We start from the raw sequence: 19,600 nt of genomic DNA, 5'->3' as shown, positions 1-19,600 counted from the left end.
CGTCGCATGCGCGCTCCAGTCGCAGGGGCCGCGGAAACGCCCTACAACCTACTCCAGAATTTCAACCTGCGGCAGTCGCATTGCGCTGACTTCGGCCAGAAGAAAATCCCTCAGACGACGCAGGCGCTCCTGCTGCCGCCGCGCCTTGGGCCAGACCAGGTAGTAGCTCTCGCCGCTGGCCACCGCACAGGGCCAGGGCAGGGCCAGGCGGCCGGCGGCGGCGTCCTCGGCGACCATCACCAGGTCGCCGATGGACAGGCCGTAGCCGCGGGTGGCCGCGACTATGCCCAGCTCCAGGGTGTCGAACACCTGGCCGCCCTTGAGCGACACCTGCTCCTCCAGGCCCACGCGCTGCAGCCAGCGGCGCCAGTCGCGGCGGTCCGGCGTGGGGTGCAGCAGCTCCGCGGCGGCCAGCCGCTCGACGTCCCAGGGGCCATCGTCGAGCAATTGCGGGGCGCCGACCGGGATCAGCCACTCGGGGAACAGCAGGCAGCTCTCCCATTCCGCCGGGAAGCGCCCGGCGCCGAGCAGCACCGCGCAGTCGAAGGGCTCGCGGGCGAAGTCCACCTCGTCGACGTCCATCCAGGCGCTGGTCAGCTGCACCTCGATATCGCTGTTGGCCATGCGGAAGATGCTCAGGCGCGGCAGCAGCCAGCGCATGGTCAGGGTCGAGGGCGCCTTCAGGCGCAGCACGTCCTCGTCGCTGTGCAGGCTTGCGCAGGCGCGCTCCAGGGCGTCGAAGCCATCGCGCAAGCCCGGCAACAGCAGGCGCGCCGGCTCGGTCAGGCGCAGCTGGCGGCCCTGGCGCTGGAACAACTGGCAGTCGAAGTGCTCCTCCAGGGTGCGCACGTGGCGGCTCACCGCGCTCTGGGTGATGGCCAGTTCCTCGGCGGCGCGGGTGAAGGAGGCGTGCCGGGCGGCCGCCTCGAAGGCGCGCAGGGCATAGAGCGGGGGCAGGCGACGGGGCATGGCGGGCCTTCAGGCATGAGTCTGACTCATGCATTGCATCGCTTTTTTCCTTTTGTGGGAAGGCCGGGCGGCCCACCAGAATGGGCGAATCGATGAACCCGGGAGACGCCAGGCGCCGCCCAAACCAGACTCATGCCATGCCCACCCCCTACCGCACCGAACTGCAGGCCATCCTGCGCCTGGCCGGGCCGCTGATCGCCGCCCAACTGGCCTATGTCGCCATGGTCTTCACCGACACCCTGATGATGGGCAAGCTCGGCCCCGACGCCCTGGCCGCCGGGGGCCTGGGCGCCTCCACCTACGCCTTCGTCTCCACCGTGTGCAGCGGCGTGGTGGCGGCCACCGGCAACCTGGTGGCGATCCGCCATGGCGCGCGCGACCGCGCCGGCACAGCCGCCGTCACCCAGGCGGGGCTGTGGGTCGGCCTGGGCCTGGCGCTGCTCGCCGGCGCCCTGCTGTGGAACCTGGAGCCACTGCTGCTGATCCTCGGCCAGGCGCCGGCGACGGTGCACGGCACCATGAGTTTTCTGCACAGCATTCTCTTCGCCCTGCCCGGCTACCTGGCCTTCATGGTGCTGCGCGGTTTCACCAGCGCCATCGAGCGCCCCGGCCCGGTGATGGCCATCAGCGCGCTCGGCGCGCTGGCCAACCTGGGCCTGAACTATGCCTTCCTCGACGGCTGGTTCGGCCTGCCGCGCCTGGGCCTGGCCGGCATCGGCCTGGTCACCGCCATCGTCATGAACCTGCTGCCGCTGATCCTCGCGCTGTACCTGCGCTGGCACCCGGCCTACGCCGGCTACCCACTGCTGCGCGGCCTGGGCCGGCCACAGCGCCGGGAGATCGCCGAGACGCTGCGCCTGGGCCTGCCGATCGGCGGCACCTACGCGGTGGAGTCGGGCATGTTCGCCGTGGCCACCCTGTGCATGGGCGCCATCGGCACCACGGCGCTGGCCGCGCACCAGATCGCCATCCAGTCGGTGTACCTGGCCTTCATGGTGCCGGTGGGGATTTCCTACGCGGTGACCTTCCGCATCGGCCAGCACTACGGCGCCGGCCGCTTGCACGAGGCGCGCCGCGCCGGGCGGGTGGGCATCGGCTTCGGCGCGCTGTGCATGTTCGCCTTCGCCCTGCTGTTCTGGCTGGCGCCGCGCCAGGTCATCGGCCTGTTCCTGGACCTCGAGCAACCGGCCAACCAGGCGGTGGTGCAACTGGCCGTGAGCCTGCTGGCGATCGCCGCCTGGTTCGAGCTGTTCGACGGCCTGCAGAGCATCGCCATGGGCGCCATCCGCGGCCTCAAGGATGCCCGCACCACCTTCCTGGTGGGCCTGGCCGGCTACTGGCTGGCGGGCGTGCCGCTGGCCTGGCTGCTGGCCTTCCCCTTCGGCTGGGGCCCGCACGGTGTCTGGTGGGGGTTGGCGGCGGGGCTGGCGTGCACCGCGCTGGGCCTGTGCCTGGCCTTCGAGGCGCGCACCGCGCGGCTGCTGCAGCCGATGGCGGAACCGGGCTTCAGTTGCCGACCGGGTCCTGCTGCCTGAGCGCGCGTCCGGCGCCGAACACCAGGAAGCGCGCCAGCTCGGGCAACGGCAGCGGGCGGCTGATCCAGTAGCCCTGCACCTGGTCGCAGCCGAACTGGCGCAGCAGCTGGCGCTGGTCGGCGCTTTCCACGCCCTCGGCGACCACCTCCAGGTTGAGGTTGTGCGCCAGGTTGATCATGGCCCGCACCAATTGGCGGTTCTCGGCGCGCTCGGACATGCCGCCGACGAAGCTCTTGTCGATCTTCAGCAGGGTGATCGGCAGGCTGTTGAGGTGGACGAAGGAGGAGAAGCCGGTGCCGAAGTCGTCCAGGGAGAAGCGCACGCCCAGTTGCCCCAGCGTCTGCATGGTCTGCAGGACCTGCTCGCTGCGGCGCATCACGGCGGTTTCGGTGAGTTCGAATTCCAGCCAGCGCGCATCCACACCGCGCTCGGCGATCAGCCGTTGCAGCGTGGGCAGCAGCTGGCTGTCCTGGAACTGGCGGAACGACAGGTTGATGGCCATGTGCAGCGGCGGCAGGCCGCGCCCGAGCAGCCACTGCATGTCGCGCAGGGCGCGGGCGATCACCCAGTAGCCCAGCGGCACGATCAGCCCGCTCTCCTCGGCCAGGGGCACGAAATCCCCCGGGGTGAGCAGCCCGCGGCTGGGGTGGCGCCAGCGCACCAGGGCCTCGAGGCCGACGATGGTGTCGCTCTCCAGGTCCAGGCGCGGCTGGTAGTGCAGTTCCAGTTCGTCGCGGCGCAGGGCCCGGCGCAGTTCGCTTTCCAGTTCGGCCAGGCTGCGCGCGCCTCGGTTGATGCGCTCGTCGAAGAGATGGAAGGTGCAGCCCTGGCGCATCTTGGCCTGCTGCATGGCGATGTGCGCGTGCCACATCAGGGCGTCGGCGCTGTCGCCGGAACGGGCATGGGCCAGGCCCAGGCTGCAGCCCAGCAGCAGGCTCTCGCCTTCCACCCAGTAGGGCTCGCCCAGCACTTCGACGATGCGCTCGGCCAGGCGCTCGGCGCGCCGTGGGTCGCGGCGGGTGTCCAGCAGCAGGGCGAACTCGTCGCTGCCCAGGCGCGCCAGGCGGTCGCCGTGCTCCAGGTGCGAGCGCAGGCGCGCCACCACCTGCAGGATCAGGCGGTCGCCGGCCTGGTGGCCGAGGGCGTCGTTGACGTGGCGGAAGTTGTCCAGGTCGAGGTGGCCGAGGGCCAGGCCGCGGCCCTGGAACTCGTCCAGCTGCGCGGCCAGCAAGGTCTGGAAGCCCTGGCGGTTGGCGATGCCGGTCAGCGGGTCCTGCTCGGCCAGGCGCTGCAAAGTGGCCTCCAGGCCGCTGCGCTCGCGGGCGTAGCGCAGGGAACGGCGCAGCACCTCGCTGCTCAGTTGCGGCGTCAGCCAGTCGGCCACGCCGGCGGGCGTCTGCGCGGGCTCGCGCTCCAGCAGCAGGATGATCGGCAGCCGGCAGTTGTCCCGCGAGGGCAGCTTGCCGGGGGTGGCCAGCACCAGGCCGACCTCGTCCTCGTCGAACAGGCTGCGGGCGGACTCCCAGGAAGGCGCGGTGATCAGCGAATAAGCGTTGCCCAGCGCGGCGAGATGCTCGCGCAGCAGCTGGGCCCACTGCGGCGTTTCAGCCAGCAGGAGCAGGCGCGTGGACTCGACCGACGCAGCCAAGCGACCCCCATGAAAAGAAAAGGAATGCCCCGGGCGCCATCCCATGCCCCGGCCATCCGGATTGGCGTTCCAGCGCCCGGACGATGCCGTCTGTCGGCGCAGAACCAAGAAACTCTTCAGAGTTTTCTTCAACTAATGCAGCCACAAGCCTAATACAAGTATGAATTTATCCAAAACGGCGAAGCGCGACGGCGTCACAGATCGCCGTTTTTCCGCAGCCCCGGGCGGGGCTGGTAGAATGGCCGCCCGCTTCGCCATCGATACCCTTCCCGAACCATGTCCCGACTCAACCCCCGGCAGCAAGAGGCCGTGAACTACGTCGGCGGCCCCCTGCTGGTGCTGGCCGGCGCCGGCTCCGGCAAGACCAGCGTGATCACCCGCAAGATCGCCTACCTGGTCCAGCAGTGCGGCATCCGCGCCCAGTACATCGTCGCCGTCACCTTCACCAACAAGGCCGCGCGCGAGATGAAGGAACGCGTCAGCACCCTGCTGCGCCCCGGCGAAGGCAAGGGCCTGACCGTCTCCACCTTCCACAACCTGGGCCTGAACATCATCCGCAAGGAATACGCCGCCCTGGGCTACAAGCCCGGCTTCTCGATCTTCGACGAGAGCGACGTGAAGGCACTGATGACGGACATCATGCAGAAGGAGTATTCCGGCGACGACGGCCTGGACGAGATCAAGAACCTGATCGGCGGCTGGAAGAACGACCTGGTCCTGCCCGAGGAGGCCCTGGCCAAGGCGCGCAACCCCAAGGAACAGACCGCCGCGATGGTCTACCTGCACTACCAGCGCACCCTGCGCGCGTACAACGCGGTGGATTTCGACGACCTGATCCTGCAGCCGGTGAAGCTGTTCCAGGACAACCCGGACATCCTCGAGAAGTGGCGCAACCGCGTGCGCTACATGCTGGTGGACGAGTACCAGGACACCAACGCCAGCCAGTACCTGCTGGTGAAGCTGCTGGTGCAGCAGCGCGCGCACTTCACCGTGGTCGGCGACGACGACCAGTCGATCTACGCCTGGCGCGGCGCGCGCCCGGAAAACCTGATGCAGCTCAAGGACGACTTCCCCTCGCTGAAGGTGGTGATGCTGGAGCAGAACTACCGCTCCACCAGCCGCATCCTCAAGTGCGCCAACGTGCTCATCGCCAACAACCCCCACGTGTTCGAAAAGCAGCTGTGGAGCGAGATGGGCGAAGGCGACCCGATCCGGGTGATCCGCTGCCGCAACGAGGAGGCCGAGGCCGAGCGGGTGGCCATGGAAATCCTCACCATCCACCTGAAGACCCAGCGGCCCTACAGCGAATTCGCCATCCTCTACCGCGGCAACTACCAGGCCAAGCTGATCGAGCTGAAGCTGCAGCACCACCAGATTCCCTATCGCCTGTCCGGCGGCACCAGCTTCTTCGCCCGCCAGGAAGTGAAGGACCTGATGTCCTACTTCCGCCTGCTGGTGAACCCGGACGACGACAACGCCTTCCTGCGGGTGATCAACGTGCCACGCCGCGAGATCGGCTCGGCGACCCTGGAGAAGCTCGGCAACTACGCCACCGAGCGCGGCTGCTCGATGTTCGCCGCCAGCGGCGAGCTGGGCCTGGCCGAGCACCTGGACGCACGCTTCGTCGAGCGCCTGCAGCGCTTCAAGCGCTTCATCGACAAGGTCCGCGAGCAGTGCGCGGGCTCAGACCCGATCGGCGCGCTGCGCAGCATGGTGATGGACATCGACTACGAGAACTGGCTGCGGCAGAACGCCTCCAGCGACAAGGTCGCCGACTTCCGCATGGGCAACGTCTGGTTCCTCATTGAGGCGCTGAAGAACACCCTGGAGCGCGACGAGGACGGCGACATGACCATCGAGCAGGCCATCGCCAAGCTGGTGCTGCGCGACATGCTCGAACGCCAGCAGGAGGAAGAGGAAGGCGCCGACGGCGTGCAGATGATGACCCTGCACGCCTCCAAGGGCCTGGAATTCCCCTACGTGTTCATTCTCGGCGTGGAGGAGGAAATCCTCCCCCACCGCTCCAGCATCGAGGCCGACAGCATCGAGGAAGAGCGGCGCCTGGCCTACGTCGGCATCACCCGGGCGAAGAAGAACCTGGCCATGACCTTCGCCGCCAAGCGCAAGCAGTACGGCGAGATCATCGACTGCTCGCCGAGCCGCTTCCTCGACGAGCTGCCGCCGGAAGACCTGGTCTGGGAAGGCCAGGAAGACGCCCCGGTGGAGGTCAAGGCGGCCAAGGGCAACGCGGCCCTGGCGGACATCCGCGCGCTGCTCAAGCGCTGAGCCTGCGCGCCGACGCGCTCTTCGTAGGATGGGTTGAGCTTGCGAAACCCATGCGGTCGTGGCGATGGGTATCGCTTCGCTCAACCTATCCTACGATGCTGGCACGGACGGGAAATGCACCGCCAACCTGTAGGAGCGGGCCCTGCCCGCGATTCGCGCGCAGGGCGCGCTCCTACAATGGAATGCCACGGCGACGGCCAGCGGAAGCTGTCCATCCGATCAGCTTCTTCTTTTGTCGGAAGGTCGCGCAGGCCGGCGCTTACGAGGTAGAATTGCGCGCTTCATCAGCGGCCCCAGCTCCGCCAGGAAGCCCTCAATTGAACACCCTCAAAGACAAAATCCGCAGCGAAGGCGTCGTCCTCTCCGACCAGGTCCTCAAGGTAGACGCCTTCCTCAACCACCAGATCGACCCGCTGCTGATGAAGCAGATCGGCCACGAGTTCGCCGAACGCTTCAAGGGCCAGGGCATCACCAAGATCGTCACCATCGAGGCCTCGGGCATCGCCCCGGCGGTCATGGCCGGCCTGGAGCTGGGCATCCCGGTGATCTTCGCCCGCAAGTTCCAGTCGCTGACGCTGAAGAACGACCTGCTGATCTCCAAGGTGTTCTCCTTCACCAAGCAGACCGAGAGCACCATCGCCATCTCCGCGCGGCACCTGACCGCCGCCGACCACGTGCTGGTGATCGACGACTTCCTCGCCAACGGCCACGCCGCCAAGGCGCTGATCGACCTGATCCAGCAGGCCGGGGCGAGCATCGCCGGCCTGGGCATCGTCATCGAGAAGTCCTTCCAGGACGGCCGCAAGCTGCTGGAAAACGAAGGCTACCGCGTCGAATCCCTGGCCCGGGTGAAGTCCCTGGCCGGCGGCGAGGTCGAGTTCCTCGACTGATCTAGGCTGCGCTGCGAAAAAGGCGGGCGCCTGGCAAGGGTTCCCGCCTTTTTTCGTGCCCTTCGTTCGCGCCTACATAAAGCCGTCCCGGGTGGCGTGCAGGCCGGCCAGGATCAGCCGCTGGTAAAGCTCTTCGCGCAGCCCTTCGGGACGCTCCAGGCCCATGCGTTGCAGGTGCGCCGGGAAGGCCTCCGGTTCCGGCGCGTCCAGGGTGGCCTTGCCCAGTTCGAGGATCTCGCTGAGCCGGAGCTTGCTTTTCAGCCAGGTCAGCGCCCGCAGCAGGTCGCGCTCTTCCGGGGTGAAATCGCAACCCAGCGGGTATTCCGGCAAGGCCTCGCGGTGTTGTGCGCACAGCGTCTGCAAGCGTTCGGGAAGGTTGTCGCGGTGGCGCCGGTCCAGCTCGAAATCCGCCGGCAGCTTGCCCGCCGCCTTGGCCTCGGCGATGAGGCCGTCCTGGAAGCGTGAATCGGCGATGGCCAGCAGCGCTTCGATCACCTCGGCATCGTTCTTCCCGCGCAGGTCGGCGATGCCGTACTCGGTCACCACCATGTCGCGCAGGTGCCGCGGGATGGTGGTGTGGCCATAGCTCCAGACGATGTTCGAGCTGACCTCGCCGCCGCTCTCGCGCCAGCTGCGCAGCAGCAGGATGGAGCGCCCGCCGTGCAGCTCGTGGGCCTGGGCGACGAAGTTGTACTGGCCGCCGACGCCGCTGACCACGCGGCCGTCCTCCAGTTGGTCGGCCACCCCGGCGCCAAGCAGGGTGACGGTGAAGGCGCTATTGATGAAGCGCGCGTCGCGGCGCTGCAGGCGCTTGAGTTCCTCGTCGCGGTAGAGGTTGTTGACGAAGCCGATGCCGGTCATGGCGATGCCGGCCAGGCGCTCGGCCGGCAGTTCGCGCAGGCGCTGGTAGAAGGCCTGCGGGCCGAGGAAGAAGCCAGCGTGCAGCCAGACGCCGTCGGCGTCCGCGCGGTGCTGCTGCGCCTGTGGATAAACCTGCCGCTTGAGCACGCCGGCCTCGGCCAGGTCCAGCAGGCCCGGCACGAACATCTCGCTGCAACCGTAGAGGCCCTGAGTGAAGGCGCCCAAGCCGCCTTCGCGGTCGATCAGCCCGGCATGGCGCTCGGCGATCTCCAGTTCGGCGAGCAGCGCGCGGTATGCGGTGTTGTCACGCTGGCGCAGCAGCAGCGCCGAGGTCACCGCATCGCCCATGGCGCCGATGCCGACCTGCAGGGTGCCGCCGTCGCGCACCAAAGCGCTGGCGTGCAGGCCGATGCAGTGGTCCTGCCAGCCCACCGGCATGTAGGGCATGGAGAACAGCGTGCTGGTGTCCGCCGGCTGTTCCACCAGCAGGTCGAAGATATCTTCGTCGACCTCGGCGTCGCCCGGCATGTACGGCAGGTCGCGGTGCACCACGCCGATGCAGAGGATGCGCTCGCCGGCCGTGCGGCGGCGGCGCAGCATGGGCAGCAGGTCGAGGGTGATGTCCGGGTTGCACGCCAGGCTCAGCCTGCCGGGCCGCGCCGGATCGCGGGCGACCAGCTGGGCCACGGCGTTGATGCCCTTGGCGTCGAGGTCGCGGGCGACGTGGCTGTAGTTGCAGCTGATGTAGTTCTGCTGCGCCGGCGCGCTGTCCAGCAGGCTGCCCGGCTGCAGGTAGAACTCCTCGACGCGCACGTTCGGCGGCAGGCTACCCTGGCGCAGGTCGCGCAGGTAGTCGAGCTCCGGGTAGTCGCCGTACAGGCGTTCGACGAAGGGTTCGAGAAAGCGCCGCTGCAACTCGCTGCCGGCCTGAGGCCGGCCCAGCGACAGCGCCGTGTAGAGCGTCAACTGGCGCGCCGGCTGCTCGCCCAGGCGCCGGTAGAGAAGGTTGACCAGGTGATTGGGCTTGCCCAGGCCCAACGGCAGGCCCAGGCGGATCGGGCCATCGAGTCCGGCCAGCAGGTGGTCGACGGCTTCGTCGAGGGTGCAGTGGTGCGCCAAGGTGCGATCCTCCGTGGTTGCCTGTCCAAGTTTGGACCGGAAACCGGCGGGGAGGCTCCGGCGCCTTTTCATTCAAGTGGCGCGGCGGTTCAGCGGAGGGGGCCGTTCGCGCCACCGGGGCGTCCGGCGTGGCCGGTAAATCCAATCGCGGACAAAGTCCGCTCCGCCCGCGCTTCCTGTAACCGTAGGAGCAACTGCCTGCGTCGAGGTGCTTTTCGTAGGATGGGTTGAGCTTGCGAAACCCATGCGGTTGCGCTGATGGGTATCGCTTCGCTCAACGCCATCCTACGAAAAGCCGTGCTTCCTGGCACCGTAGCGCGCCCTGCCCGCGATTCGCGCGCAGGGCGCGCTCCTACAGGGGAATGGCGTGGGTGGGGTGGCGTAGGAGCGAGCTTGCTCGCGAATGAGCCCCGCAGCGGAGTCTGTTCGCGAGCATGAGGGGGTGGGGATCGACGCGCGGAGCCAAGGCCCCACTCTGCAAGCCAAGCCCCAGCCCCACCCCCTATGAAAAATGCCGTTTCCCCAACCAGAGAAACGGCATTCTTTCTTGAGCGGACAGCATCGGCCCGTAATCGGCTTTTCCTGCCAGCCCGTGGCTCAGAGGCCGGACATGTGCTTGATGGCAGCCTTCAGCTCGTCGTCCGAGCAGTCGGCGCAGGTGCCTTTCGGCGGCATGGCATTGATGCCGGAAATGGCCTTGGCCAGCAGGCCATCGAGGCCGCCCTGCTCTTTGGCGCGCTTGCCCCACTCGCCCTTGTCGCCGACCTTGGGCGCACCCAGCAGGCCGGTGCCGTGGCAGGTGGTGCAGACCTTGCCGACGATCTCTTCGCCCGAACGCGGCGCACCGCCACCTCCGGCGGAAGCGACAGCGCCGACGCCTTCGCACTCCTTGCCCTGGACGCAGACCTTGCCCACCGGTTCCAGGCGCTTGGCGATGTCGTCATTGGTCGTGGCTTGGGCGCCAGCGGCCATCAGGGCCAATACGGCGGCCTGGGCCACCAGGATTTTCTTTATCAGGTTCACCCTTTTACCCTCATCGTGGCTTGTACGCCCGGGCACGGTTTCCATCGCAGTCTAGGTAGCGCGGGCGGCCGCAAGTATAACGGAAGAGCGCGCGTCTGAAACAATTGCAGGGCCCGCGAGGGCCTTGCGTCATACGGTCGCAGGCGGCTCCGCCGCCTCTAAAAATTTGCCGGAGTGGTCGCGCTTATGAGCCTCGCCGGCGCATCGAAGGGGTTGCGGAAGCGATGCGGGCGGGTGCTGTCGAAATAGTAGCTGTCGCCGCTTTCGAGGACGTACACCTCGTCGCCGACGGTCAGCTCCAGGCGGCCTTCGACCAGCACGCCGGTCTCCTCGCCTTCGTGGGAGTACATGTCGTCGCCGGTGTCGGCGCCTGGCGGGTAGGTCTCGTCGAGCAGCGTGATGGCGCGGCTGGGATAGGCCTTGCCGATCAGCTTCATGATGATGTCGCCGTCGCACAGGTCGCTGAGTTCGTCTGCCTTGTAGACCACCTGGGTGTTGCTGTCCTGCTCGATGTCCAGGGAGAAGAACTCCACCAGGGACATGGGGATGCCGCCCAGCACCTTCTTCAGGGAGCTGATCGACGGACTCACGCTGTTCTTCTCGATCATCGAGATGGTGCTGTTGGTGACGCCCGCGCGCTTGGCGAGTTCACGCTGGGACAGCCCTTTGAGTTTACGGATGGCTTGCAGGCGAGCGCCAACGTCCAAGGGTGGGGTCCTCCTTATCTTATTTCTTGTTCTGCCAGGCTCTAACGGGCGGAACCCGCCTGCGCCTTGCGGCGAGCGGGTTCCGAAGTGCCCGTATCATGGCAACACCGTTCAGTATTTACAACAGATCGGCCTCGGATACTGCGCAAACTTTACGCAGTTCGTCGCTCAGTCGCCGCTGTAGACCCGCGGTACGCGCTTGAGGTTGCAGAACAATTGATAGGGGATGCTGCCGCACAGGCTGGCGAGCTGGCTGGCCGGGACGTTCGGCCCCCACAGCTCGACGCGGCTGCCCAGGCCGGCGCCGGGCAGGTCGGTGAGGTCGACGGTGAGCATGTCCATGGACACCCGGCCGATGATGCGGCTGGCCTGGCCGTCGATGAACACCGGAGTGCCGTCCGGCGCATGGCGCGGGTAGCCATCGGCGTAACCCATGGCGACCACGCCGACGCGCACCGGGCGCTCGGCGACGTAGCGCGCGCCGTAGCCCACCGGCTCCCCGGCCGGCAGTTCGCGCACGCCGATGATCTTCGACTCCAGGGTCATCACCGGGCGCAGCTGGTCGGCCAGCGGCTGGGCCTGTTCGAAGGGGGTGGCGCCGTAGAGCATGATGCCCGGGCGCACCCAGTCGCTGGGCACGCTCGGCCAGCCGAGGATGCCGGGGGAGTTGCGCAGGCTGACCTCGTAGGGCTGGCCCAGGCCGGCGCGCACGGCCTCGAAGGCGGCGACCTGCTCTTCGGTGCGTGCGCAGTCCAGCTCGTCGGCGCGGGCGAAGTGGCTCATCAGCACCACCTTGGCCACGTGCGGCAGGGCCTGCAGGCGCGCCAGGGCGGCGGCGTAGTCCTGCGGGAAGAAGCCGACGCGGTGCATGCCCGAGTCCATCTTCAGCCACAGCGTCAGCGGCTTGGCCAGGCGGGCGCGCTCGATGGCCTCCAGTTGCCAGGCCGAGTGCACCACGCACCAGAAGTCATGGCGCTCGATCAGCTCCAGTTCGCTGGCCTCGAAGAAGCCCTCCAGCAGCAGGATGGGCGCGCGGATGCCGGCTTCGCGCAGCTCCAGGGCCTCTTCGATGCAGGCCACGGCGAAGCCGTCGGCTTCCGCCTCCAGGGCCTTGGCGCAGCGCACCGCGCCGTGGCCGTAGGCATCGGCCTTGACCACCGCCAGCGCACGCGCGCCGCTGACTTCGCGGGCCAGGCGGTAGTTGTGGCGCAGGGCCTGGAGGTCGATCAGGGCACGGGCTGGACGCATGGCGGGAACTCTCTGTTATTCGGGTACGGCACAGCCGCGGGCGAACCCGCACCGACGAAGGCCGTGAAGCAAAAAAAGGCCTGGCAATCCGACCAGGCCCCACGCAAAGGGTTTACGGCAGGGCCGCGACCACCGACATCTCCACCAGGATCTCCGGCTCGCAGAGCCTGGCCTCCACGGTGGCCCGGGCCGGGGCGGTGCCTTGCGGCAGCCACTGGTCCCAGACGGCGTTCATGCCGGCGAAGTGCGCGTCGATGTCCTTCAGGTAGATGGTCACCGAGAGGATGCGCGTCTTGTCGGTGCCGGCCTCTTCGAGCAGGCGCTCGATGCTGGCCAGGACTTCGCGGGTCTGCTGCTCGACGCCGGCGGCCATGTCGTCGCCCACCTGGCCCGCCAGGTAGACGGTGCCGTTGTGGACGACGATCTGGCTCATGCGGCCATTAGTGTGCAGGCGCTGGATGGCCATTCTGAGCCTCCGAGGCGTTGCTGTAGCGGGAAATGTCCAGGCCGTCGGTGCTGATCTGCGGGCGCTTCTTCGCCATCAGGTCGGCCAGGTAGCGGCCCGAGCCGCAAGCCATGGTCCAGCCCAGGGTGCCGTGGCCGGTGTTCAGGTACAGGTTGCGGTATCGGGTGCCGCCGACGATCGGGGTGCCGTCCGGGGTGGCCGGGCGCAGGCCGGTCCAGAAGGTCGCCTGGCTGACGTCGCCGCCCTCGGGGTAGAGGTCGGTGGTGATCATTTCCAGGGTCTCGCGGCGGCGCGGGTTCAGCGACAGGTCGAAACCGGCGATCTCGGCCATGCCGCCGACGCGGATGCGCTGGTCGAAGCGGGTGATGGCGACCTTGTAGGTCTCGTCGAGGATGGTCGAGGTCGGCGCCATGTCCGGGTTGGTGATCGGCACGGTCAGCGAGTAGCCCTTGAGCGGGTAGACCGGGGCGTTGATGCCCAGCGGCTTGAGCATCTGCGGCGAGTAGCTGCCCAGGGCCAGCACGTAGTGGTCGGCGGTGACCAGTTGACCATCGATCCACACGCCGTTGATGCGGTCGCCGGCGAAGTCCAGGCGCTGGATGTTCTGGTTGAAGCGGAACTCCACGCCCAGGCCCTGGGCCAGTTCGGCCAGCTTGGTGGTGAACATCTGGCAGTCGCCGGTCTGGTCGTTGGGCAGGCGCAGGGCGCCGACCAGCTTGTCGGCCACCTTGGCCAGGGCCGGCTCGACGCGGGCGATGCCGGCGCGGTCGAGGACTTCATAGGGCACGCCGGAGCTTTCCAGCACGGCGATGTCCTTGGCGGCGGAGTCGAGCTGGGCCTGGGTGCGGAACAGCTGGGTGGTGCCCAGGGTGCGGCCTTCGTAGGCGATGCCGGTTTCGGCGCGCAGTTCGTCGAGGCAGTCGCGGCTGTACTCGGACAGGCGCACCATGCGCTCCTTGTTCACCGCGTAGCTGGCGGCGTTGCAGTTGCGCAGCATCTGCCACATCCAGGCGTACTGGCTGGGGTCGCCGGTGAGCTTGATGGCCAGCGGCGCGTGCTTCTCCAGCAGCCACTTCATGGCCTTCAGCGGGATGCCCGGGGCGGCCCAGGGCGAGGCGTAGCCGGGGGAAACCTGGCCGGCGTTGGCGAAGCTGGTTTCCAGGGCCGGGCCGGGCTGGCGGTCGACCACCACCACTTCGAAGCCGGAACGGGCCAGATAGTAAGCACTGGCGGTGCCGATCACACCGCTGCCGAGAACCAGAACGCGCATCGCTGCCTCCCACGTCGCGTGGGGCACGCGACGTTTCTTATTTTGAACGTCAGTTGCGCGCAGTATAGGAATTCGACCGCAGAAATAATCACTATTTAACAAGCGGTAATTGAAGGAAATTCTTGGTGAAAACGCCTTTCACGGAGGCGCATCCACCAGACAACCAGCAAAAACACCTGAAAAATCCATAGCCATACAAGTATGTCGGATCGCGGTTTTCAGCAACTAATTCGGCGCGCTTCGGCGAACGCGGGATTTACTCCCGCCAGGGCCGGGGCCGGCAGGAATAAGCGCTGCCGCGACGGCGGGTCGCAGGCGCCGCCCGACAGGCGGCGGCGCCAGGGAAATCCCCTTACTTGCGTACCCACTTGCCATTGAGCTGGATGTATTGCCCGGACGGGGTGCGGTCCATGGCCTTCTTGCCGGCCAGGGCTTCCACGTCGCCGAGCTTGGCGCCGCTCTGGCCGGCCACCTTCTGGTACTCGGCGCGGCGCGCGGCGTTGATCTGGGCGGCGATGTCCGCCGCCTGGCCGCTGTTGCTGACCACCCCGAGGTAGCCGTCGGGCTGCTCGCCGACCAGGCCCTGGGCCTTGGCCCCGCCCAGGGCCGACATGGCCTGCTCCAGGCTCATGGCCAGGGCCGGCAGGCTGACGCAAAGGGCCAGCAGGGCGACGCCGAGTTTGCTGCGCAGTGTCATCTAGAAGCTCCTCAGAACAGACCGCTGTTCTCGTTGATGATGCCATCCAGGGCCTTGTCGACCTTGATGTAGATCTCGTGCTCGATCTTCACGTTGAGGTTGATGTTGATCGGCTCCTTGGGCGCCGCCAGCTGTACCGTCGGCGTACAGCCCTGGCTGAGCCCGAGCAGGGTCAGGACGGCGATGAGTGCGCATGGGCGCATGCGGTGTTCTCCTTGCGATCAGGGCGCGGCAGGTGGCTGGTTGCGCAGGCGTTCCTGCACGCGCTTGCGGATGGTGTCGCTGACCCGGTCGCTCAGCTGCAGGCTGGTCAGCAGGTCCGGGATGTTCTCCTCCAGGTTGACGTTGAGGTTCACCGGCCGCCCCTGCTCCAGCGCCGGGTTGCGGCCGCTGATGGCCAGGGCCAGGAGCAGGCGGCCGCCCTCAGCATAATCCACGCGGCTGGCTAGGCGCTCGTAGCGGAAGTCGTCGAGCATGGTCGCCACCAGTTGCATGGCCGGGTTGCTCTGGCCGAGGGCGCGGATCTTCTCCGAGCGGAACTGCAGGGTGCCCGGCTGCCGCGCGGCGACCTGGCCGCCCTGGATGCGCAGCCCGCCCGGGCCGAGCAGCAGCGGCAGCTCACCGTCGAGAATGCCGTTGCCGGCCAGGCCCTCGGCGGGATAGGCCTTGAGGATTTCCTCCAGCAGCACGCCTTGCAGATGCAGGCTCTGCGCGGGGTTTTCGCGGGCCAGTTGCAGCGTGCCGGCGTCCAGCCAGGCGCGGCCGCCGAACAGCTTCAGCTCGGCCTGGCGCCAGTCCAGGCGGCCGGCCAGCGGCTGGCCCAGGCTGGCGCTGTAGCCGCCCTGGAACTGCAGGGGCCCGAGCAGCACGCCGGGATTGAGCTGCTCCACGCGCAGGCCGGGCAACTGCAGCGTCAGTTGCGAGCCGCGCAGTTGCAGCTTCGCCTCGCCGTCCAGGCCGTGGATCTCGCTGCGGTCGTAGACGCCTTCCAGGCCCCGGCCGTTCAGCGTCAGGTCCAGCAGCTGGGCGCCCTGCCCCGGCGGCAGGCGCCACTGCGCGCGGGCCTGCAGGCGGCCGTTGTTCAGGCTGAGCAGCGCCGGCCAGTCGGCCAGGCTGGCCGCCAGCGGGTTGCCGCTGCGCAGGAAGAATTCCGGCAACTGCGCCGTCAGTTCCAGGCTGCCGTCGGCCTGGTGGCGCAACTCGACGTCGGCGGCCAGGCCGCCGCTGTTCTGCAGCCGGCCCTTGAGCTGCTGCTGCGCCAGGCCGGCGCCGAGCTGGCCCCGGTAGCTCCAGGCGAGCGGCTTGAGGTGCGCCTGGCGCAGCTCGCAAACCGACAGTTGCACGGCGCCGTCGAAGCCCAGGCTGAAGGGCTGGCCGGCGGCGTAGCCCAGCGCCAGGCTGGCCTTGTCCGCCGTCGCGCCGAGCTTGGCGGCCTTCAGCCCCTGGGGCCCGGTCAGGCTGCCCAGGCTCAGCTTGGCGCCCTTGCCCAGGCGCAGGCTGGCCGAGGCCTGGCCAATCTCGCCGTCCAGCGGCAGGTCGAGCGCCGCCTTGCCCAGGCGCAGGCCGGGCAGTTGCAGGTCCGGCACCTGGGCCTGCAAGCGGGCCTGGCTCAGGGCCAGCGACAAGGCTTCACCCTCCACCAGCGCCAGCACGCCTTGCAGGCGCAGGTCGCTGGCGCCCTTGCCGCGCAGGTCCAGGCGTACCGCGCCGGGGGCGCTGTCGTCGGGTTGCAGGCCCAGGCGCAGGTTGGCCGGGCGCAGGCCCACCGGTAGCGCCTGCAGCCAGTCGCCGTAGAGGTCGGCCAGGTAGAGGTCGCCGTCCAGCACCCGCGGCCGCCACTGCCCCGGCGCGGTCGCGGCCGCCTGCAGTTGCAGGTCGCCCTGCAAGGTGCCCAGGCCCGGCAGCGGCCAGGGCTGCGGCAGTTGCATGGCCAGTTCCAGTTCGCCCAGGCTGTCGCGCAGTGCGGGCCAGTCCGGCCAGGGGCCGTCGCCGCCCAGGGTGCTGTCCCAGCTCAGGCGCAGGCGTCCGGCCTCGGGTAGGGAGACCGGCAGGGTAGGTGTCGGCAACCAGGGCGCCAGCCAGGCGCGCACGGCGTCCAGTGGCGGTACGCCGGGGCTGGCCAGGCTGCCGCGCCAGTGGCGCTCGGCTGGCGCCCAGCTGGCGTCGAGGTCGGCCAGGCGTTCGCCATCCAGATCGACCTTCAGCTCCAGCCGCCAGGCGTCCTGTTCCGGGCGCAGGGTGCCGTCGAGGGCCAGGCGCTGAGCGCCCTGCTGCAGTTCGGCGGCCAGGGACGCGGCATTGCCGGGCAACTGCTGCCAGTGCAGGCTGCCGACCAGGGTGCAGCGCTGCTGTCCGGCGCAAGGCAGTTCGAACTCGGCGTGCTGCAGGACGGCCCGCTGCGGCAGCAGGCCGAGCCACAGGCCCACCTGGTCGGGCGTCGGCCATTCCCCCGCCTCTTCCGTGGTCGCGGCGGCGGGCCAGGAACCCACGCGCAAGCGCTGTAGCTCCAGGCCACCCAGGCGCCAGCGCCCGTCGATACGCCGCGGCCAGCCCAGGCGCAGCTGATCGGCCTGGATTTCCAGGTGCGAAGCGGACTTTTCCCGCGTTACGGCCAGCCGTTGCAGTGTCAGACCGTCCAATGAAATGCCCGGCCCCTGCCAGTCCAGGCCGGCGATGCCCTGCTCCGCGAGCAGCCGCTGCCAGGCCTGCCCCGCCCAGAGGGCGAACAGCGCGATGAGCAGCGCCAGCAACAGCAGGATTCGGGTACGGGTCGAGCGCATGCCAGGCTCCGGCGGCGAAGTGGAAGGCCCGCGCATCCGGCGCGGACCTGGGAACAGGCTGGCGGCGTGCCCGCAGAAGATCAAGGGGCAGTGATATCCACTGGCTTAACGTCTATATTTGGCGACAATCACCAACCATAAGCACCGCCCCCGAGCAGCCTCCATGAGAACCCAGCACCAAAGCCGCCGCGAACTGGACAAGATCGACCGCAACATCCTGCGCATCCTCCAGGAAGAAGGGCGCATTTCCTTCACCGAGCTGGGCGAGCGCGTCGGCCTCTCCACCACCCCCTGCACCGAGCGGGTGCGACGCCTGGAGCGCGAAGGCATCATCATGGGCTACAACGCCCGGCTGAACCCGCAGTACCTCAAGGCCAGCCTGCTGGTGTTCGTCGAGATCAGCCTGGACTACAAGTCCGGCGACACCTTCGAGGACTTCCGCCGCGCCGTGCTCAAGCTGCCCCACGTGCTGGAATGCCACCTGGTGTCCGGCCACTTCGACTACCTGGTGAAGGCGCGCATCTCGGAGATGGCCTCCTACCGCAAGCTGCTCGGCGACATCCTGCTGAAGCTGCCCCACGTGCGCGAGTCGAAGAGCTACATCGTGATGGAAGAGGTCAAGGAGAGCCTGACCCTGCCGATTCCCGACTGATCGCAACAGCTTGTCGAGTTTTTACGGCTTCCCCCCTTGGCGTGGCGGGAAGCCGGCGTTTATCCTGCGTAAAATTTTAACAACACAATAATCAGGATATCGCACATGAACGCCCGCGTTCGCCTCCCGGTGCACACCGACCAGCACGCCCCTTCCTACTACGCCGCGACCCTCAACCGTCGCATCCAGTGCCCTCCCCTGGCCGGCGAGGAAGTGGCCGACGTGTGCATCATCGGCGGCGGCTTCTCCGGGCTGAACACCGCTATCGAGCTGGCCGAGCGCGGCTTCTCGGTGGTCCTGCTGGAGGCCCGCAAGATCGGCTGGGGCGCCAGCGGGCGCAACGGCGGCCAACTGATCCGCGGCGTCGGCCATGGCGTCGAGCAGTTCGAGCCGGTGATCGGCAAGGACGGCGTGCGCCAGCTCAAGCTGATGGGCCTTGAGGCCGTGCAGATCGTGCGCCAGCGCGTGGAGAAGTACGGCATCGACTGCGACCTGACCTGGGGCTACTGCGACCTGGCCAACAAGGCCTCGGACGTCGAGGGCTTCCGCGAGGACTACGAGGAGCTCAAGAGCCTGGGCTACACCCACGAGCTGCGCCTGGTCCCGCAGGAGGAAATGCGCAGCATCGTCGGCGCCGACTGCTACGTCGGCGGCATGGTGGACATGGGCTCGGGCCACCTGCACCCGCTCAACCTGGCCCTGGGCGAGGCGGCCGCCGCGCAGTCCCTGGGCGTGCGCCTGTTCGAGGATTCGCAGGTCACCCACATCGACTACAGCGCCGAAGTGCGGGTACGCACCGCCAAGGGCAGCGTGCGCGCCAAGACCCTGGTGGTCGGCTGCAACGCCTACCAGAACGGCCTGAACCACTACCTCGACGGCAAGGTGCTGCCGGCCGGCAGCTACGTCATCGCCACCGAGCCGCTGCCGGCGGACCTCGCCCACGAGCTGCTGCCGCAGAACATGGCGGTGTGCGACCAGCGCGTGGCCCTGGACTACTACCGCCTCTCCGCCGACAACCGCCTGCTGTTCGGCGGCGCCTGCCACTACTCCGGGCGCGACCCGGCGGACATCGCCGCCTACATGCGGCCGAAGATGCTCAAGGTGTTCCCGCACCTGGCCGACGTGCGCATCGACTACCAGTGGGGCGGCATGATCGGCATCGGCGCCAACCGCCTGCCGCAGATCGGCCGCCTGCCCGGCCAGCCCAACGTGTACTTCGCCCAGGCCTACTCCGGCCACGGGGTGAACGCCACCCACCTGGCCGGCAAGCTGCTCGCCGAGGCCATCGCCGGGCAGCAGGGCAGCGGTTTCGAGCTGTTCGCCAAGGTCCCGCACATCACCTTCCCCGGCGGCAAGCTGCTGCGCTCGCCGCTGCTGGCGCTGGGCATGGCCTGGTATCGCTTCAAGGAGGCGCTGAGCGGCTAGAATCTCCGCAGTCCCGCCAACCGG

Annotated in this window: 15 protein-coding genes and 1 pseudogene; 5 read left to right on the top strand and 11 right to left on the bottom strand. The window is 68.3% G+C overall.

Features of this window, described 5'->3' with window-relative positions; translation table 11 throughout:
- Positions 1-48 precede the first annotated feature (48 nt).
- Positions 49-969 (bottom strand): LysR substrate-binding domain-containing protein, encoded by a 921-nt coding sequence (locus FG99_RS06045; RefSeq protein WP_009614080.1) that lies wholly within the window; start codon positions 967-969, stop codon positions 49-51.
- Between the two features lie 137 nt (positions 970-1,106).
- Here FG99_RS06045 and FG99_RS06040 point away from each other — a divergent pair.
- Positions 1,107-2,575 (top strand): annotated as a pseudogene (locus FG99_RS06040) (NorM family multidrug efflux MATE transporter).
- Here the strand turns inward: FG99_RS06040 and FG99_RS06035 are convergent.
- Entirely contained in the window at positions 2,476-4,197 is a 1,722-nt protein-coding gene (locus tag FG99_RS06035; protein ID WP_009614084.1) for a putative bifunctional diguanylate cyclase/phosphodiesterase, read from the bottom strand. The pseudogene FG99_RS06040 and the gene FG99_RS06035 overlap by 100 nt on opposite strands.
- Before the next feature lie 231 nt (positions 4,198-4,428).
- On the opposite strand from FG99_RS06035, the gene rep reads away from it, so the two are divergent.
- Both rep and FG99_RS06025 read left to right on the top strand, forming a co-directional pair.
- Positions 4,429-6,438 carry a DNA helicase Rep gene (gene rep / locus FG99_RS06030; RefSeq protein WP_043268147.1) on the top strand — a complete coding sequence of 670 codons (2,010 nt, stop codon included), beginning with the start codon at positions 4,429-4,431 and terminating at the stop codon, positions 6,436-6,438.
- 317 nt (positions 6,439-6,755) lie between these two features.
- On the top strand, positions 6,756-7,328 hold the full coding sequence (locus tag FG99_RS06025) for a xanthine phosphoribosyltransferase (protein ID WP_043268145.1): 573 nt from the start codon (positions 6,756-6,758) through the stop codon (positions 7,326-7,328).
- 72 nt (positions 7,329-7,400) lie between these two features.
- Here FG99_RS06025 and FG99_RS06020 read toward each other — a convergent pair whose 3' ends face one another.
- The 9 genes from FG99_RS06020 to FG99_RS05980 form a co-directional block, all read right to left on the bottom strand.
- Complete coding sequence (locus FG99_RS06020; protein WP_156060060.1) at positions 7,401-9,239, bottom strand: acetyl-CoA hydrolase/transferase C-terminal domain-containing protein; 1,839 nt, start codon at positions 9,237-9,239, stop codon at positions 7,401-7,403.
- A gap of 666 nt (positions 9,240-9,905) precedes the next feature.
- Positions 9,906-10,331 carry a c-type cytochrome gene (locus FG99_RS06015; RefSeq protein ID WP_009614092.1) on the bottom strand — a complete coding sequence of 142 codons (426 nt, stop codon included), beginning with the start codon at positions 10,329-10,331 and terminating at the stop codon, positions 9,906-9,908.
- A gap of 158 nt (positions 10,332-10,489) precedes the next feature.
- Positions 10,490-11,038 carry a cupin domain-containing protein gene (locus FG99_RS06010; RefSeq protein WP_043268141.1) on the bottom strand — a complete coding sequence of 183 codons (549 nt, stop codon included), beginning with the start codon at positions 11,036-11,038 and terminating at the stop codon, positions 10,490-10,492.
- 168 nt (positions 11,039-11,206) lie between these two features.
- Entirely contained in the window at positions 11,207-12,286 is a 1,080-nt protein-coding gene (gene alr, locus FG99_RS06005; protein ID WP_043268139.1) for an alanine racemase, read from the bottom strand.
- Between the two features lie 112 nt (positions 12,287-12,398).
- Complete coding sequence (locus FG99_RS06000) at positions 12,399-12,752, bottom strand: RidA family protein (RefSeq protein WP_043268137.1); 354 nt, start codon at positions 12,750-12,752, stop codon at positions 12,399-12,401.
- Positions 12,727-14,022, bottom strand: a complete 1,296-nt coding sequence (dadA, locus tag FG99_RS05995; RefSeq protein ID WP_043268135.1) for a D-amino acid dehydrogenase — start codon at positions 14,020-14,022, stop codon at positions 12,727-12,729. Before dadA ends, FG99_RS06000 begins: the two co-directional genes overlap by 26 nt.
- 352 nt (positions 14,023-14,374) lie before the next feature.
- Complete coding sequence (locus tag FG99_RS05990) at positions 14,375-14,719, bottom strand: YdbL family probable chaperone protein (protein WP_009614101.1); 345 nt, start codon at positions 14,717-14,719, stop codon at positions 14,375-14,377.
- A gap of 11 nt (positions 14,720-14,730) precedes the next feature.
- Positions 14,731-14,922 carry a YnbE family lipoprotein gene (locus tag FG99_RS05985; protein ID WP_043268133.1) on the bottom strand — a complete coding sequence of 64 codons (192 nt, stop codon included), beginning with the start codon at positions 14,920-14,922 and terminating at the stop codon, positions 14,731-14,733.
- Positions 14,923-14,940: 18 nt separating this feature from the next.
- Positions 14,941-17,499 (bottom strand): intermembrane phospholipid transport YdbH family protein, encoded by a 2,559-nt coding sequence (locus FG99_RS05980; RefSeq protein ID WP_043268130.1) that lies wholly within the window; start codon positions 17,497-17,499, stop codon positions 14,941-14,943.
- A gap of 163 nt (positions 17,500-17,662) precedes the next feature.
- Here FG99_RS05980 and dadR point away from each other — a divergent pair, with 163 nt between their 5' ends.
- Both dadR and FG99_RS05970 read left to right on the top strand, forming a co-directional pair.
- Positions 17,663-18,151: a transcriptional regulator DadR gene (dadR, locus tag FG99_RS05975; RefSeq protein WP_009614106.1), complete on the top strand. Its 489-nt coding sequence runs from the start codon at positions 17,663-17,665 to the stop codon at positions 18,149-18,151.
- A gap of 105 nt (positions 18,152-18,256) precedes the next feature.
- The gene (locus FG99_RS05970) at positions 18,257-19,576 is read left to right on the top strand and encodes an NAD(P)/FAD-dependent oxidoreductase (RefSeq protein WP_043268128.1); all 1,320 of its coding nucleotides are present in this window, start codon (positions 18,257-18,259) and stop codon (positions 19,574-19,576) included.
- Positions 19,577-19,600 lie beyond the last annotated feature (24 nt).

It is taken from the genome of Pseudomonas sp. AAC (assembly GCF_000725445.1).
Classification (GTDB): Bacteria; Pseudomonadota; Gammaproteobacteria; order Pseudomonadales; family Pseudomonadaceae; genus Pseudomonas; species Pseudomonas citronellolis.
The sequence above is the reverse complement of the archived record's forward strand: the minus strand, read 5'-3'. Positions and strand labels throughout refer to the sequence as shown.